Annotated in this window: 9 protein-coding genes; 1 reads left to right on the forward strand and 8 read right to left on the reverse strand. The window is 46.7% G+C overall.

The genetic code is table 11. The features are described 5' to 3' along the window. Positions 1-49: 49 nt before the first annotated feature. The 7 genes from PV783_RS05415 to PV783_RS05445 all read right to left on the reverse strand — a co-directional run bounded on the left by PV783_RS05415 (position 50) and on the right by PV783_RS05445 (position 11,767). Positions 50-2,908, reverse strand: coding sequence for a TonB-dependent receptor (locus PV783_RS05415; protein ID WP_079469740.1), 2,859 nt, complete (start codon positions 2,906-2,908; stop codon positions 50-52). A gap of 674 nt (positions 2,909-3,582) precedes the next feature. Further along, positions 3,583-4,236: a lipoprotein signal peptidase gene (locus tag PV783_RS05420; protein ID WP_079469739.1), complete on the reverse strand. Its 654-nt coding sequence runs from the start codon at positions 4,234-4,236 to the stop codon at positions 3,583-3,585. A 60-nt stretch (positions 4,237-4,296) separates the two neighbouring features. Continuing rightward, complete coding sequence (locus PV783_RS05425) at positions 4,297-6,801, reverse strand: bifunctional UDP-N-acetylmuramoyl-tripeptide:D-alanyl-D-alanine ligase/alanine racemase (protein ID WP_079470073.1); 2,505 nt, start codon at positions 6,799-6,801, stop codon at positions 4,297-4,299. Between the two features lie 57 nt (positions 6,802-6,858). Continuing rightward, complete coding sequence (locus PV783_RS05430; RefSeq protein ID WP_079469738.1) at positions 6,859-7,812, reverse strand: TerC/Alx family metal homeostasis membrane protein; 954 nt, start codon at positions 7,810-7,812, stop codon at positions 6,859-6,861. A gap of 125 nt (positions 7,813-7,937) precedes the next feature. Further along, a complete protein-coding gene (gene gldG, locus PV783_RS05435; protein WP_363431634.1) occupies positions 7,938-9,641 on the reverse strand; it encodes a gliding motility-associated ABC transporter substrate-binding protein GldG in 1,704 nt (567 codons plus the stop codon). Positions 9,642-9,662: 21 nt separating this feature from the next. Next, positions 9,663-10,403 (reverse strand): gliding motility-associated ABC transporter permease subunit GldF, encoded by a 741-nt coding sequence (gldF, locus tag PV783_RS05440; RefSeq protein ID WP_079469736.1) that lies wholly within the window; start codon positions 10,401-10,403, stop codon positions 9,663-9,665. Positions 10,404-10,576: 173 nt separating this feature from the next. Further along, a complete protein-coding gene (locus tag PV783_RS05445) occupies positions 10,577-11,767 on the reverse strand; it encodes an IscS subfamily cysteine desulfurase (RefSeq protein WP_420987810.1) in 1,191 nt (396 codons plus the stop codon). Between the two features lie 135 nt (positions 11,768-11,902). On the opposite strand from PV783_RS05445, the gene mce reads away from it, so the two are divergent. Further along, complete coding sequence (gene mce / locus PV783_RS05450; RefSeq protein WP_079469734.1) at positions 11,903-12,304, forward strand: methylmalonyl-CoA epimerase; 402 nt, start codon at positions 11,903-11,905, stop codon at positions 12,302-12,304. A gap of 693 nt (positions 12,305-12,997) precedes the next feature. On the opposite strand, the gene PV783_RS05455 is transcribed toward mce, so the two are convergent. Beyond that, entirely contained in the window at positions 12,998-16,342 is a 3,345-nt protein-coding gene (locus PV783_RS05455) for a TonB-dependent receptor (protein ID WP_420987342.1), read from the reverse strand. Positions 16,343-16,418: the final 76 nt, after the last annotated feature.

The raw sequence follows: 16,418 nt of genomic DNA on the forward strand, positions 1-16,418 counted from the left end.
AAAACAGGGGATGCAGTTATATTACTGCACCCCTGTATCTCAGCAACTATTATTTCCTCTGAAAAACGTTGTCGTATGTTAACGCCAGGTAGTATAATCCACCGATGGTTGGACCGCCCACATACTGGAAGTATTTAGAGTTGAGGATATTGGAAGCACCCAGTTTAAAGGATGTTTTGATTTTTGGTACGCGATAGGTAATCTGCGCATCTACTGTGTTGTAGGAAGGCACGTCGCCGTTACCAAAGAGGTTCTGCCAGTAGAAAGTATTCTGCCAGTGCCAAACCACGTTGAAGCCGATGTTTTTGTACACATTGCGGTTACCCAAGCTTACGTTGGTGAACCAGTCTGGTGTATTAAAGCCGGGGATCAACGCATCATCTTTTGTTTTGTCCTGCGCCAGTTTGTTGTAGTTGGCGTTACCACTGATGGTGTAGTTTTTATACAGATCGTAGGTAACAGCCACCGCGAATCCGTAGTTGTTTACGGTAGATTTACTGTTGGTCCATACGCGGTAGCGATTCTGTAAAGACTTATCCAGCATCTGGTTCAGCACTGTTTGATCGGGATTGTTAACGTTACCTGTTTTAGGTACTACCGCTTCAATCTGACCGATGAAGTGTTTGTAGGAGCTATAGTAGCCATCTACATCGACAAAGAGTTTGTTATCGAGCAGTACTGCTTTATAGCCGGCTTCAAACGAAGTGATCTGTTCCGGAACGATAGGATCGAGGTTCGCTACTTTTAATATGCCTGCATTTTTTGCAGCGGCGGCATCTTTGGAGATGTGCTCGGCATTGATGGTTTTATTTACTGCTACGCCAAATGCATCTACTGAGCTGGTGAGGAAAGAGTTTTTAAAGTAACCGAGTCCTTCTTCAATGAAAGCGAGTCCGCCTACACGTCTTACCTGGCCGTTGTTTACGAAGGAGTAAGCTTCAAACAGTGATGGGAAGCGGAATCCGTTTTGCCAGGAGAGGCGGAAGTTATGTTTGTCTTTGATGCTGTAAACTGCCGCGATACGTGGGTTTACTTTACCATCAAACTGTTCGTTTTTATCGTAGCGCAGGGAGCCGGTGAGCTTTAATGCGTCGTTGAAAAACGTTTTGCTGATTTGTGCGAAGCCGCCGTATTTGCCGTACCAGATGTGTTTACCACCTGGCTCATTGCGTTTGTCGGCAGGGCGGGAGAAATCCACGAAGTTGTTGCCATCGGGGATAATTTCGTAGGTGCGGTAATCAGCGCCTACCAGTACATCCGCGAAGTGGATGTATTTACGCAGGTTCCAGGTACCTTCCGTGTGGTAGAAGCGGCTCTTCTGGAGGAGAGCGGCGCCGCCACTGGTGTTTTCAGGGTTTTTGGAAGTAGGGTAAATATCCCAGTCGTTGATACTTTTTATTTTGGCTACCTGTGCATCAAATGCGGGGGTGCCGGGTGTCCATCTGCCGGCGTCTGCAAAGGCGCGGGCAGCGGCGTGTGCGGCCACCAGGTCGGAACCTGCGGTGAGCGCGTTGTTCAGGCCGGAAGTATAATCAGACAGCCATTTTTTATCTGTTTTGAATGACTTCTCCAGGTTGTCGGCCAGGGGATTCATGTTATAGGAATCGCCGGTATTTTCAATGGAGATGTAGGACCTCACGGTAAAGTCGGGGTGTACGAGTTCCAGTTTACCGTTTTGTACGGTTACGCCTCTGAGGCCGATACGGTTACCACGTTGGAAGAAGCCGTCCATTTCGCCGTAGCGGTAGGAAGCAGACAGTTCCAGTTTGTGCGGTAAGCGGAAATTGAAAGAAACGTCGGCTTTTTTATTCTTAACGGTAAAGTCGCCCACGATATCTTTTTCCCAGTAGCCGGTGCGGTGCACGTTGTAAGCGCGTCCGTCTTTATCAATTACCTGGAGGTTGGAGTTATCGCCATATTTGTTCCAGGCGTCGTTGGCGATGTTGTTGGCGCCGCTGAGTTGTGGAAAGTCGGGGTTGGCTTTGGATTGCGGGGAAAAGTCGTTGTGGCTGTCAGCGTACCAGTCGGTACCCTGCATGTAGCTCAGGTTAATTTTCCATGCAAACCAGGAAGAGTATTGCTGTGCATAGCGTACAGCCGTTTCCGTGAGTAACTTGGCACCACCGTCGTCACCAACGTGGTTTACGGCTACTTTCTGGTATACGCTTACGCCCTGGTATTGGAAGGGGTTTTTAGTGATGAGGTTGGACATTCCGTTGATGGCGTTCATGCCATACAGGGCGGAAGATGCGCCGGGGGTAACTTCCACGCTGGAAATATCAAGCTCCGTGGGGCCGATGGCGTTACCCAGCGGTACGCCGAGGGTAGCGGCCTGGTTATCCACACCATCTACCAGCTGCATAAAGCGGAAGTTGTTGGGAACGTTGAAGCCACGGGTGTTGAATACTTTGAAGGTAAGACCCGCAGTGGTCATTTGTACGCCTTTCAGGTTACCGAGGGCGTCGTAGAAAGTAGACGAAGGGGTTTCTTTCAGCGCCCTGATGTCCAATTTTTCGATGGCTACCGGCGACCGGAGCAGTTTTTCCTGCTGACGGGAAGCGGATACTACTACTTCATTTACCAGCAGTGATTGTGTATATAACTGGATGGCCAGTTTGCTGCTGCTGCTTTTTACTTCAAACTCCTGGGGCTGATAGCCTATGAGCCTGATTACCAGCTTCAGCGGAAATTTGGAGTTGGTGGTAACTTCAAAGCGGCCGGTGGTATCTGTTTGAGCGCCGAATGAAGTGCCTTTGATTTGTACGGAGGCACCGGGAAGCGCTACCCCGTGATCGTCTGTAATTTTACCCTGAATTACATAAGACCCGTTAAGTTGAGCGTGTACCAGTACCGGACTGAATACCAAAATTAAAAACAGGTATTTTGCCAGCATTAAAAACTTTTGCATGTGCTGTAAACATTATTGATTCTGGAATGATAAAAAATGATAAGGGGACCTTTTACGATGCCGTGCCGCAACATCGTGCTGAAAATGAATGATTTGTAAAAACGATTATCATATAGTCTATAGAATTAGTAGACAAATATAATCCGGGTATTTTTCATTTCAAAGCAAATGGGGGGATTATTTGGAAAAAGCAGGGCCGGGAACTGCGGCCAGGAGCGCAGTTGAGCTTATAACCTCTTCAGGGTGAAGGGTTTGCGGGCTGTGTTTTTTTTTGAAGAAGAATTGTTGCAGCATTGAATGAATATGCCCCTGTTACTTATCGCATACTTCTCCGATACTTCTTGGATACTTAGGAGTCGTCTATGTGTCGTATTCCCTATACAGTCCCCATACAGTTCCTATACACTCACAATACACTTCCCATACACTCCCCATACACTCCCCATACACTCACAATACACTTCCCATACACTCCCCATACACTTAGGGGTATTTGCAGGTGCCTGGCAAATTCGCTTTTTGAGCATTTTACGGAAAAAATCGAATAATCGACAAAATGAAAGACGGATATTTTGTTTGTCATCTCCCTAAGCCCATAAAAATACCAGCAGGGCCCGGCATAAAAAAAGCGTTCACCACCGGCGAACGCTTTTACATATAAGTAAGATAGTAATTTAAACTACGTGATCTTTTGCCACGGGATGTTCAACGGCTTTAGGCTGCATATGTTTTCCGAAAAACCGTTTCTGGAACAGCAGGATAGTGATTACGCCGATAGAAATAGCTGCATCAGCTACGTTAAATACCGGGCGGAAAAACACGAAGTAGTCGCCGCCTTTAAACGGCACCCATTTAGGCAGGTAACCTTCATAAATGGGGAAGTACAACATATCCACCACGCGGCCGTGTAAAAAGCTACCGTAACCGCCGCCGGCAGGCATAAACTTCGATACTTCATACCCTATGCTATCGTTGAAAATAAGGCCATAGAACATACTATCTATCAGGTTGCCGGCTGCTCCTGCCAGGATCAGGGATCCACAAATCAGGAGGCCCGTGCTGTATTTTTCTTTGATAAGCTTTTTCATGTACACAAAACCTACCACTACAGCCACCAGGCGGAACAGGGTAAGAAGGATCTTCCCGAAGTCGCCTCCGAATTTAAGACCATAAGCCATTCCTTCATTTTCAATAAAATGGATCCGGAACCAATTGGGGAAAATCACAAACTCCTGTTGCATAAACATATGCGTTTTGATCCAGAATTTCAGTGTCTGGTCAATAACCAGGATCAGGATAACGATAAATACTACGTGACGATATTTCAACTGATATTAGAATTTTATCAAAAATAATAGTTTATTTCAAAGTCGAAGCCTGCAATATCATTATTCCTGGAAATATACCCTTTTTACGCGCTGTGAAATTCCTGTTAATATTTCATAGGGAATGGTTTCAGCCCAGGCGGATAGGTCCTGTACGGACAAGTCCTGGCCAAAAACAATGACTTCATCCCCTTCTTCTATATCCGGGATATGTGTTACATCGAGCATGAGCATATCCATAGCCACTACACCGGCCACGGGCGCCAGTTTGCCCCGTACCAGCATTTTGCCAACGCCCATACCCAGCCTGCGGGGATAGCCATCGGCATAGCCAATGCGTACGGTAGCGGTTACTGCGGGGCCTTTGGCTTCCCATTTGGCGCCATAACCCACGGTATCACCGGCTACCAGGTGTTTCAGCTGGGCCACGGTTGTTTTCAGGGTGCTTACATTGCGAAGCTGGTCCTGGATCCCGTTGCTGCTGTCGATTCCATACATGCCGATGCCGAGGCGTACCATATCCAGCTGCAGATCAGGATGGCGGCTGATAGCGGCGCTGTTGGCAATATGGCGGATCACGGTATAGCCCAGTGCCTTTTGCAGTTCATGGCTCATATCATAAAACAACCGGCCCTGCTGCTGCGTGAAGGCATCCTTGGCGGGATCTTCACTGGCGGCCAGGTGGCTGAAAATGGATTGTACTTTCATCAGCGGGGTGGCGGTGAGTATTTGTGCCAGCTCGGCAATTTCACTTTTCACAAAGCCCAGGCGGTGCATACCGGTGTCGAGCTTTATGTGAACAGGAAATTCCGTTTTACCTGCTGTGGTGATTTCTTCCATAAACTGCAGGAGGATCTGCATGGAATAGATTTCCGGCTCCAGGTTCCAGTGGAGGATGGCATCAAAGCTGGCGGGTTCAGGGTTCATGACCATAATAGGCATGGTAATACCGGCTCTTCTCAGCTCTACTCCTTCATCTGCATAGGCTACTGCGAGGTAGTCTACTCCGTGAAACTGGAGGAGGTTGGCTATTTCAAAACTGCCGCTGCCATAGGAAAACGCTTTTACCATTGCCATTAATTTGGTGTTGGGCTTTAGCAGCGACTGGTACAGCTTTACGTTATGGGAAATAGCGGTAAGATTGATTTCCAGGATGGTTTGATGCGCTTTTTGTTCCAGCAGTTTGCCGATGCGTTCAAACTGGAAGATGCGGGAGCCTTTTACCAGGATGGTTTCATTCTGGAAGTCATCCGCATTGAATTGTTGTATGTATTCGTCGGTAGTGGTGAGGAACTGTGTTTTCAGTCCTTCTATCTGCTGGAAGCTTTTTTTCTCCCTGCCTATATTTTTACCGATGGCGATTAATTTATTGATGCCTTTCTTTTGCAGGAGGTCTGCTACTTCTTCATACAGGGTGGCATCGCTTTTACCGCTTTGCAGGATATCGCTGAGGATAACGGTGCGGGTGGCGTGCTGCTGCTGTTGCTGGAGGAAGTCGAGCGCAATGGTTAAGGAGCCGAGATCCAGGCTGTAACTGTCGTTAATCACGGAGCAGTTATTGATCCCCTGTTTCAGTTCCAGGCGCATGGCAATATTGCTGAGCTGATCCATCCGTTGTTGGATAACGGATTGCTCCTTGCCCATGTACAGCATGAGTGCCAGGCAGTGAATGGCATTTTCGATAGAGCCTTCATCCACAAAAGGAATCTGGAAATGCAATGGTTCCTGTTTGTAGAGGGCATCTATGCGGGTATGGTTATCCAGTTTATCCACATTGGTAACCCGGAGGTCGGCATCTGTTTTCCGTGACCAGGAAAATAATTCCGGTCCGCCTTCCTGGTTTTCCTTTTTGCCTACCTGGTTGTGAAAGGCCAGCACACACTCATTGAGGGCAAGATAGTCTTTACAGTAAATGAGAATATCGCTTTTGGCGAACAGCACCAGCTTTTCATTTATTTTCTGGCGGATATTTAAGAACCCTTCGCTGTGGGCTTCCCCGATGTTGGTGAAGATGCCGATGGTGGGGCGGATAATCTTTTCGAGGTTCACCATTTCACCGGGTTGTGAAATGCCGGCTTCAAAGATAGCCAGCTGGTGTTCCGGTTTCATTTGCCATACAGAAAGCGGTACTCCTATCTGGGAGTTATAGCTTTTAGGACTGCGAACAATATTGTAATCCTTTTCCAGCAGCTGGTACAGCCATTCTTTTACAATGGTTTTGCCGTTGCTGCCGGTGATGCCAATAACGGGTATGTGGAACTGCTGCCGGTGAAAGGCTACCAGTGCATGCAGCGCCTGCAGGGTGTCTTTTACGAGAATGAAGGTGGCTTTAGGATACTTCTCCAGTGGCACTGGTTCACTCACTACAAAATTACTTACCCCTTTGCGGTACAATTCTTCAATGTATTGATGCGCGTTGCGCCGCGGGCTAACCAATGGAATAAACAGAGATGTTTCGGGGAAGCTGAGCTTCCTGCTGTCCAATAAAAGATGGTCAATTTCAGAAAATCCGGTCTCTTGCAACAATTCCCCTTTCAAAGTCTTGTTGATGCTTGCTGCGTTATACACGTTTATCAGGTTTGAATAATCACTTAGCTGCTGCAAAACTAATGTCTGCGCTGCTTTTTACTTCGCTTCTCCTTCCGGTACTTCTTTTTTCTGATGATAGAGAGAATAGAGGATGGAACCTCCCAGGCATAGCACTATCACTATTAATGATACATATACCGGTATTTGAATATCGTGCTTGTGCAAAAAATACTCAGCCAGCATTTTCAGTCCTATAAAAACCAGGACGATGGCAATACCCTGGGGCAGGTATTCAAATTTATCTACCGCTCCCCTCAGTAAAAAGAACAGGGACCTGAGTCCCAAAACCGCAAATATGTTAGAGGTATATACTACCATCGGATCACGTGATATGGCAAATACAGCCGGAATAGAATCTACCGCAAATAAGATATCTGTTACTGCCAGCATCACTACAACCAGTGATAACGTAGTAAGATATGCCTTATTATGTTTACGGATCACAAACCTGCCTTTCGGCTCTTCCGTGGTTACCCGCATGTATTTATTCATAAAACGGTAAATCGCATTCTCTTCCGGTTTAAATTCATCATCATCTTTTGTGACAAACATTTTAATACCGGTGTAAATGAGAAAAGCACCGAAAATGTATAATATCCATTCAAACTTTTGTATGAGCGCAATTCCCAGCCAGATAAATATGGCCCTGAAAATAATGGCCATCAGTATACCTATCAGTAATACCCGGGAATAGTACTCTTCTTTTATCTTAAAAAAACTAAAGATGAGTACAAACACAAAGATATTATCTATCGACAGGGATTTCTCCATCAGGTACGCGCTCAAAAAGCTGATGGCGGGTTCTGCGCCGTCTTCCAGCCACATGAACCCAAAAAAGAGCATAGATAAAACTACCCAGAAAATGCTTTGCCACAGCGCTGTTTTGAGACTTGTCTTTGTATTTTTCTTACTAAAAAAACCAAGGTCAAATACTAACGCCAGGATGATCACAATAAAAAATACCAGATATGTTATCTCTGTTTTTCCCACGTGATTGCATTTTATGAGCAGCAAAGATAGGAAAACGGCAGCTAGGTTTCCGGTTTAAGGTTGCCATTTCCATTAAGCATCCACTGCTATAAGCCCTGAAAGCCAGTGGCTTACAGCACTTCAGGCTATTCAGTAAATTTACGTTGACGTATAAACTGGAATACCATTGCAAATAATAAAACCAGTCCAACGGGCACCAGGAAACAGATCACCTGCCACTTGGTTTTTTCCTGCCGGATTTTTTCCCCATCCAGCAAACGCAGTGTCAGCTCCTTGTTCCGGGCTTCCATGATACCGCTGTTACCGCTGAGATATTCCAGGCAGTTGAGAAAAAATTCTTTATTGGCAAAGGCAAAGCCCGGGTTAAATTCATTGATGCCCATTTGCAGCGGGCCTTCCTTGCGGGATACGGCGTTGGCAATTACATCGCCATCGCTGACCACAATCATTTTGTTGATAGTGTCGCCGGATTCTTTGAAAGACTGCCCGGATGCGTGGAACAGCTGATTCACCGCATCAGGGTTTTCCCGGTTGCGGAACAGCGAGGTGAATTTCCCTTCCAGCAAAACGGCTGTGGGCAGGTATTTTTGGCGGTATTCCCGTGGATTGGGTTGCGTTTTCACGATGTCCCAACTCACCTGCGCCGGCAGCCGCGTAGTACGGCTGTTCCTGGACGTGGTGAGCAGTATGGTTTTGCGGATGGCGTCATTTTTTATGGTATCGATAGAACTTACGAAGCGGCTCAGTACCATATCCAGATTTTTTACAATGGGATGCGCTTTGGTAGGCATCAGCATCGGGAAATAAGGAAACGGCATGGGCTGTATCTGCGGCCGGTTGCCCACATTGCCCACTACCAACGGCACTACATCGCTTTGCAGATCCAGCACCAGGTCCTGGTTAATACGCACACCGTAGCGGAAGAGGAGATCTTCCAGGTTCAGTCCGCGATCCATCGCAAAAAATTCAGGATGTTCATGAAGACTGTCCATACTGGCGCTGGATTCATCGAGGAACCACAGCACCTTGCCCCCGTTCATTACGTATTGATCTATCTTGAACTTATCTGCATCCGAGAAGGCGCCTGCGGGTTTGGCAAAGAGGATGACATTAAAATCGCGGGGTATGTAAGACGCTGCCTGCAGGGTGAGGGTATCCAGCCCATAGCTGGTTTGAAGGGTGCTCAGTGCGTCGTATACTTCGGCGCCGAGCGATTCCCCGTGGCCCAGCATATACCCTACGAGTGGCTTTTCCTTTTCCTGCAATTTGTGGATCGCGTAGGCAAACTGGTATTCCAGCAAGGCTTCCGAGCTGTTCATGGTTTGCAGGGGATCTTGCCCGCCCTGGTTTTTCAGGAGATTCACTCCTATTGTTTTGCCTTTGTAATGGACCAGTGCGCCGGGAAAGATCAGCTTCTCGGCGAAGCCGTCGTTGGCTTCCTGCTGTACCTTCATATTAAAAGGCATGATGCCCTGTGCGGTGAGTTCACCGAGAAACTTCATGCGTGCGGAGTCTGTAAGGCCCTGTCCCGGATTGATAAATGTAAACCGGAGGTTTTGTTTACCATATTCACGGAACTCTTCCAGCAGTTCTGACGTAGACTGTGCCAGCTGGCGGAAGCTGGCGGGATAGTCGCCTTTGAGGAATACTTCAATTTCCACCGGGCTGTCCAGTTTGCGGAGCATTTGCCGGGTGCTGGCGGTGAGGGTATATCTTTTTTCTGCTGTCAGATCCCATCTGCCATGAAAGTAAGCTGCTGCTATATTGATGCCCGTGAGTACCAGTATTACTGCTATTGCACGTTGTATGTATTTTTTTCGTGTAGCCATGTTGTTTAGTAAGGACGGTTATTAACCGTTTTGCCAGAGTTTTCTTTGCAGGGATAATTTAGTAAGATAGAGCATCAGGCCTATGATGCTGATAAAATAAACAATATCACGGCTATCTATTACGCCGCGGCTGATGGAGGCATAATGAAATTTGATCCCCGCCATTTGCAGGTAGTAGTCGGCTCCACCGCTGAAGGCCGGTATTTTGCTAACGGCATCGAAGCCGTTGTAAAGAATAAAGCAGGTAAACAGTGCGATGAGAAAGGCAATCATGGCGTTATTGGTTAAGGAAGAAGACCAGATGCCGGTGGCTGTGAACGTTGCTCCCAGCAATAACAGGCCGATATAGGAACCGATAATACCGCCGGTATCAAGCAACTGGTTATCTACACTTAATTGTTTTATGGCAAAGTAATAAACGATAGTAGGAAGCAGGGAGATGGCTACAATGAGCAGGCTACCCCAGAATTTGCCCATTACAATCTGCCAGCCGGTGAGTGGTTTGGTGCTTAGTAATTCCATTGTACCGGTTTTGAATTCATCTGCGAAGCAGCGCATGGTAATGGCTGGAATGAGCAGCAGGTAAATGAGCGGCGCCAGGTTGAACAGCGGATCCAGGTTGGCATACCCGGTATCGAGTAAGCTGGTTTCCGGAAACACGAACAACATTAATCCATTCGCCAGCAAAAACAGTATGATGGCTACATAGCCCGTAACACTGCTGAAAAACTGGTTGATCTCTTTCTTAAAGATGGCTAGCATGAACAGTTTGTAAGGATTAGGATATTAGTAAAGATACAAATATAGGGTAAACGCTATTACCTTTCCGGCTATTGTATGGGAGGTTTTTAAGGGGCTTTATACCGAAGTATCCACGACGTATCTACGAGGCATCTACGAAGCATCCACGACGTTGACCCGGAGTAAAGGTGGACTTAAAGGTCTACGCCATCTTTATACATTTCCCATATGGGGCTGATGGTTCTCAGCTGGGTAACGGCGTCGGTAATGGTTTGGATGGTAAAATCTATTTGTTCATCTGTGGTAAACCGTCCCAGGCCAAAGCGGAGGGAGGCGTGCGCGAGGTCGTCGCTGAGGCCCATTGCTTTCAGCACATAGCTGGGCTCCAGGGAAGCCGAAGTACAGGCCGATCCGGAGGAAAGGGCGATCTTTTTATTAAAGCCCATCATGAGGGTTTCGCTTTCCACGTATTTAAACGAGAGGTTACAGGTATGTGGCAGGCGCTGGCCGGGGGCTCCGTTTAAATACGTTTGCTCTATTTCCAGCAAAGCCTTTTCCAGCCGGTTTCTCATGGGGAGGATGCGTTGCGTGTCGGCAGCCATTTCCTCCATGCACAGCTCGCATGCCTTTCCGAGTCCTACTATACCGGGCACATTCAGGGTGCCGGAGCGCATACCTCTTTCGTGGCCGCCTCCGTCGATCTGCGCGGTGAGCGTTACGCGGGGCGATCGTCTGCGGACATATAAAGCGCCTGTTCCTTTGGGTCCGTACATTTTATGGGCGCTGAGAGTAAGCAGATCTATGCCGTCGTTGTTTACATCTACCGGAATTTTTCCTGCTGCCTGGGTGGCGTCTGTCATAAACAATACTCCATGTTTCCGGGCAATATCGCTGATGGCGCGTACAGGGTTGATCACGCCGGTTTCATTGTTGGCGTACATCAGGCTGATCAGGATAGTTTGGGGAGTAATAGCCGCTTCCAGTTCGCTGAGGTCAATAAGTCCTTCGTGGTTTACCGGAAGCCAGGTTACCTGTGCGCCCTGTTTTTCGAGGTGTTTGCAGGTATCTATTACTGCTTTGTGTTCGGTGACGGCGGTAATAATATGATTGCCTTTGGTGGTATATGTTTCATATACTCCTTTGATGGCGAGGTTAACGGCTTCTGTGGCGCCGGAAGTAAAGATAATTTCTTTGGGTGTGGCGCCAATCAGTTTGGCTACCTGTTCACGGGCATTGTCTACCGCTTCCTCTGCGGCCCATCCCAGCGGGTGGCTGCGGCTTGCTGCGTTCCCAAATATTTCGGTGAAATAGGGTAACATAGCAGCTACTACCCTGGGGTCGCAGGGCGTGGTAGCATTGTTATCGAGGTAAACGGGCAGCTGCAGCATATTGTCTTTCTGTTTATATTAAAGTCCGGGCCTAACAAATTTACGACATAAGTTCTATTTTTACCGGGTTAAGCATATTCCGAAAAAGCTGTACGGATACCGATTCCGTGCAGCTGTTAAACAGCTGTAAACATGCTCAGGGTAGAACATATAGGCATTGCCGTTAATAAATTATCTGTGTCCATTCCGCTTTTTGAAAAGCTGCTGAACACTCCGTGTTATAAGCAGGAGGAGGTGGATAGTGAACAGGTACAGACGGCTTTTTTCCGGCAGGGCGAAACCAAAATAGAGTTGCTGGAGGCAACAGGACCAGACAGTGCTATTGCAAAGTTCCTGGATAAAAAAGGAGAAGGGATGCATCACATCGCTTTTGAGGTAACGGATATTTATGCGGAAATGAAACGGTTACAGGAAGAGGGGTTTGTTTTATTGCAGGAAACGCCTAAAAAGGGAGCCGATAACAAACTGATCTGTTTCCTGCATCCTAAGCATAGTAACGGGGTTCTGATAGAAATTTGTCAGGATATCAAGTAAGCATTTACTTATATATTTAAAATATAAATAATAATATTTTTTTTAATTTTTTTTCCATTTTAGCAATCCAAAGGAATTTATCATCCGTAAGTAATAGAGAAACACCCCGGAAAGAAGGGCCCAAAATGTTAAGACCAAAATATTTTCAGGATTTTTTGAACAAATACATTTTCCATTACGTTATCTCTTATATACAAAATAGAAAAAACATCAATACTCAAAATATTACAAGACTTAGGCTTTATAGATTATTAACAGTTTAAGTTTTAACGATTACTCTAAAGTTGGCATAGGTTATGAACACCTGCGGGTTTTTTAGCTTGCAGGTCTTTTTTTTTAAAGCCACTTCTACATAAATAGAGGGATCAATTTCAAAAATATCAGGGAAATTACTTCAGGCAGGATAGTACAGATGTTTCTTTCTGTATTTCATTAACGCTCAATTACTTCAATAAATTGTTTTTCTGTGCAAAAAATTTGCGGAGGATCGCCGATGGCGATGTTAAATTGTCTTGGAGCAGGATTAGACTGATTAACCGTGATTACACTGATTTGATTACGTTTTGATTTAAAAAGATTAAGGGAGATAAAAGCATAGATCCGCTTTTATCTCCCTTAATCTTTTTAAAATCCCAAAAATAAAATCCAGGAATCAGTATAATCAGTCTAATCCTGGGAAAGACAAAATTCGCGTTAGTTAAACATATACCTGATACCGAGCTGGCCCTGCCACCTGGAAATGGTGCCGGTATTGTCTCTCCATGAACTGGTGAGCGGAATCTGGTTCGCTGCATCCAGGTAAGGGAAAGAGTAAGCCGCTGCTGCAGTAGCATTGCCTGATGCATCTTTGTATTGTCCTTCGTATTTCAGGAAAGAAGGCAGGTTCGGGATCTTGGAAATACCCCAGCGTTTATTCAGGAAGTTACCAAAGTTGATGATATCAAAACTGATACGCAGGGTGTGTTTTGTTTTCTCCTTGCCGCTGAATACAAAGATGTCCTGCGTAATATTCAGGTCCATCCGTTTGGCGAATGGTAATACCACGGCGTTACGTTCTGCATATTGTCCGCGGTGACCACTCAGGTAGTTATCCTGTTTAATAAAATTATCGAGCTGATTCCAGATGATATCTGCGGTGCGTTTATCTGCATTGGTAGCGGGGTTATAGGTTTTATCGCCATAACCAACCGGCACCAGTTTAATATCGTTCCTGGTTTTTGGAATGTAGATCAGGTCGTTGTTACCACCGGATGCATCGTTGTTCACGTCGCCGTTGTAAGTATAGGAAGTGTTGCTGTAAAGTACGTTTATACTTGGAGCGGCTTCATATACCACGCCTACAGATGTAGCGAAATGTTTGGCCCAGGTAAAGCGGTAGGTAGCAGCTGCAATTACACGGTGCGGCATGTAGTAATTAGAGTAGCCCAGTGCATTGGCATTGGGATCGCCGGCAACGGGGCGGTCGCGCCAGTTGCTTTGTGCAATACTGCCACCATCATTTACGCTGCGCGACTTGCTGTAAGTATAGGCCGCACTCAGGTAAAGATTAGGCAGATTTTTTTGTAACTGGATAGTGGCAAAATACGAATAGCCTTTATTGGTATTCCGCATCAGGATGGCATCGCTGATATTCGGATTGCTCAGGCTGTTGCCTGCGTATATTTTGGAAGAATTATAGCGTGTGCGGTGATCGGGGGTGCTATCCAGCTGGAACCCTGCAGTGGGAAGGTTTACGTTCTGGAAATATACAGCGTTGATATCTTTGGAATAGTTGAATTCCAGGGTACCTATTACGCCCCATGGTAACTGACGGTCAACCGCCAGCGTTGCTTTTAACACCTGCGGATATTTAAAGTTCCTATCGGTAACGGCTATATTATATTGATAAGATAACCGTCCTTCTGTGCCTGCTTTGTAAGTATTGGGATCGGAGCTGAAAGGGTAAGGAATGGTAGGTGAAGTAGCACTTGTTTGCGCTACAAATGATCCGAACTGTACCCCATTGTTACCAGCCTGGTTGCTCAGCCAAACAGCGGGCGGCGGACCTGCAAATAAACCAGCACCACCACGGAGCTGCGTTTTGCCATCATGCGTAATATCCCAGTTAAATCCAATTCTCGGCGACAGGAGCGGCGTTGTTTTTGGCGCCTGGCCCACATCTATCTTCACACCATCTCTGAAAGTCAGCGCAGCGAGCGAATCATTTTTGGAGAAAGTACTGCCTATAACTGGTACGTCTATACGTAAACCATAGGTAAAGGTAAAGAAGTTGGTAACACTCCACTTATCCTGGATAAACGCGCCCAGTTCCAGCATGTTGATTTTTGCGTATGGAAAGGAGCCGTCTTTGGTGGTTGCATAAGACACTGCGTAGCGTGAAGCCGTTGCCAGGTTGCTGTTGGCGCTGGCATAAAAATCGGAGAGTGTATTAAAGCGGTAGTTACCGTTGTAGTTTGGCGCAAAGCCATTCACGAATGTTTTATAATAGTTCTGCGTTCCAATCGTGATTTCATGCTTCCCTTTGTACATGGTGAAGATATCAGACAGCTGGTATACGTCGGTATTGAGCTTGTTGTTGTAGGTAAACGGCTCATAACCGAAGGCGGTATAGCTGGCGCCCTGGCCGTTCATAATATCTACCAGCGGGAAATTGCTTTGCGACAAAGCATTTCTGAAATCGCGCATGGCGGAGTAGCCGATCTGCAATTTATTGGAGGCACGGTTACCGATGCGGGTATTCAGTTCAGCAATGAAGATGTTGAAATTGTTGTTGATGGTATAGCCGCTTCCGCTGAAAGGAAGACCTGTAGCGCTGGGCTGGCGGCCACTTCCAACAGCACCGCCACCGGGAGCGCCGCTGTTGCTGGCGGGAATATCTTTAAATGATTTCAGGTAACTGTATTTAAAGGTAAACGTGTTGTGCTCATTCACGTTCCAGTCGACCTTAAAAGTTACTTTATCACTTTGTGTGCGGTAGGTATAATTCTGGTAATCGCCGGGATCATATCCGTATTTGCTTATCAGGAATTGTTTCAGTGCATCCAGTGTATCTGCTACGGCCTGGGATACGTTACCACCGGCCACTCCACCGGGTTTGTTGGCTACGAGGCTGGTAGCGGGCGCTTTAATTCTTTCCTGTTCAGCGCTTACGAAGAAGAACAATTTGTTGGGGATGATGGCACCGCCTACATTGAAGCCACGCAGGTTATAATTGAAGTCGGGTTTTGGAACGGTAGCGTTGCCTACTTTCAGTCCCTGTAATCCGGGTGTTTGAATGTAGGTGTAAACGGCTCCTTTGAACGTGTTGGTACCGCTTTTGGTAACACTGTTGATACCGGCGCCGGAGAAGCCACCCTGTCTTACATCATATGGAGATACGTTTACCTGGATCTGCTCCAGCGCTTCGAGGCTGATGGGCTGGGATGATGTCTGGGAGCCGAGTGTGGCCTGCAAACCAAATGAGTTGTTGAAGTTGGCGCCATCAACGGTGATGTTGTTCAGCTGGTTGCTTCTGCCACCGATATTCAGTCCGTTGGCAGAAGGTGTGAGTTTCGTAAAGTCCTGCATGGACCTGCTGATAGTTGGCAGGCGGTCCATCTGGGAGCGGGTGATCACTTCCTGGCTACCAGTGCGGGCCCTGTTAATCACTTTGTTCTGACTAACAGAAGTAACCACTATTTCTGTGAGGGTGCTGGTACTGGATTGCAGGTTGATGTCTGATTTGAAATCCTGTCCCAGTGAAAGAAAAATGTTGTCGCGCTTTTCGTCTTTGAAGCCGATGTAGGAAACAGACAGGGTGTAGGGGCCACCAACGCGGAGGTTGGGTAAATTATAACGGCCGTCTTTACGTGAAACGGTGTTATATTTTGTGCCGGTAGGCACATGGATAGCAGTAATGCTGGCGCCGGGAACCGGACCTTCTTTACTTAGAATAGTACCGGCTATGTCGGCGGTTGTTTCCTGGGCAAACAGGGCAGCAGGGATTATTAGCACGCAGCAAAGCATACTAATAAGGGAATGCCAGATTTTTTTGTGCATTGCGATTCAGATTTTGGTAAAGTTCAAATGACAGATTGAAGTATTAAAAATAATACAATTATGAAATCGTTAACAA

It is taken from the genome of Chitinophaga sp. CC14, from assembly GCF_048957795.1.
GTDB lineage: Bacteria > Bacteroidota > Bacteroidia > Chitinophagales > Chitinophagaceae > Chitinophaga > Chitinophaga ginsengisegetis.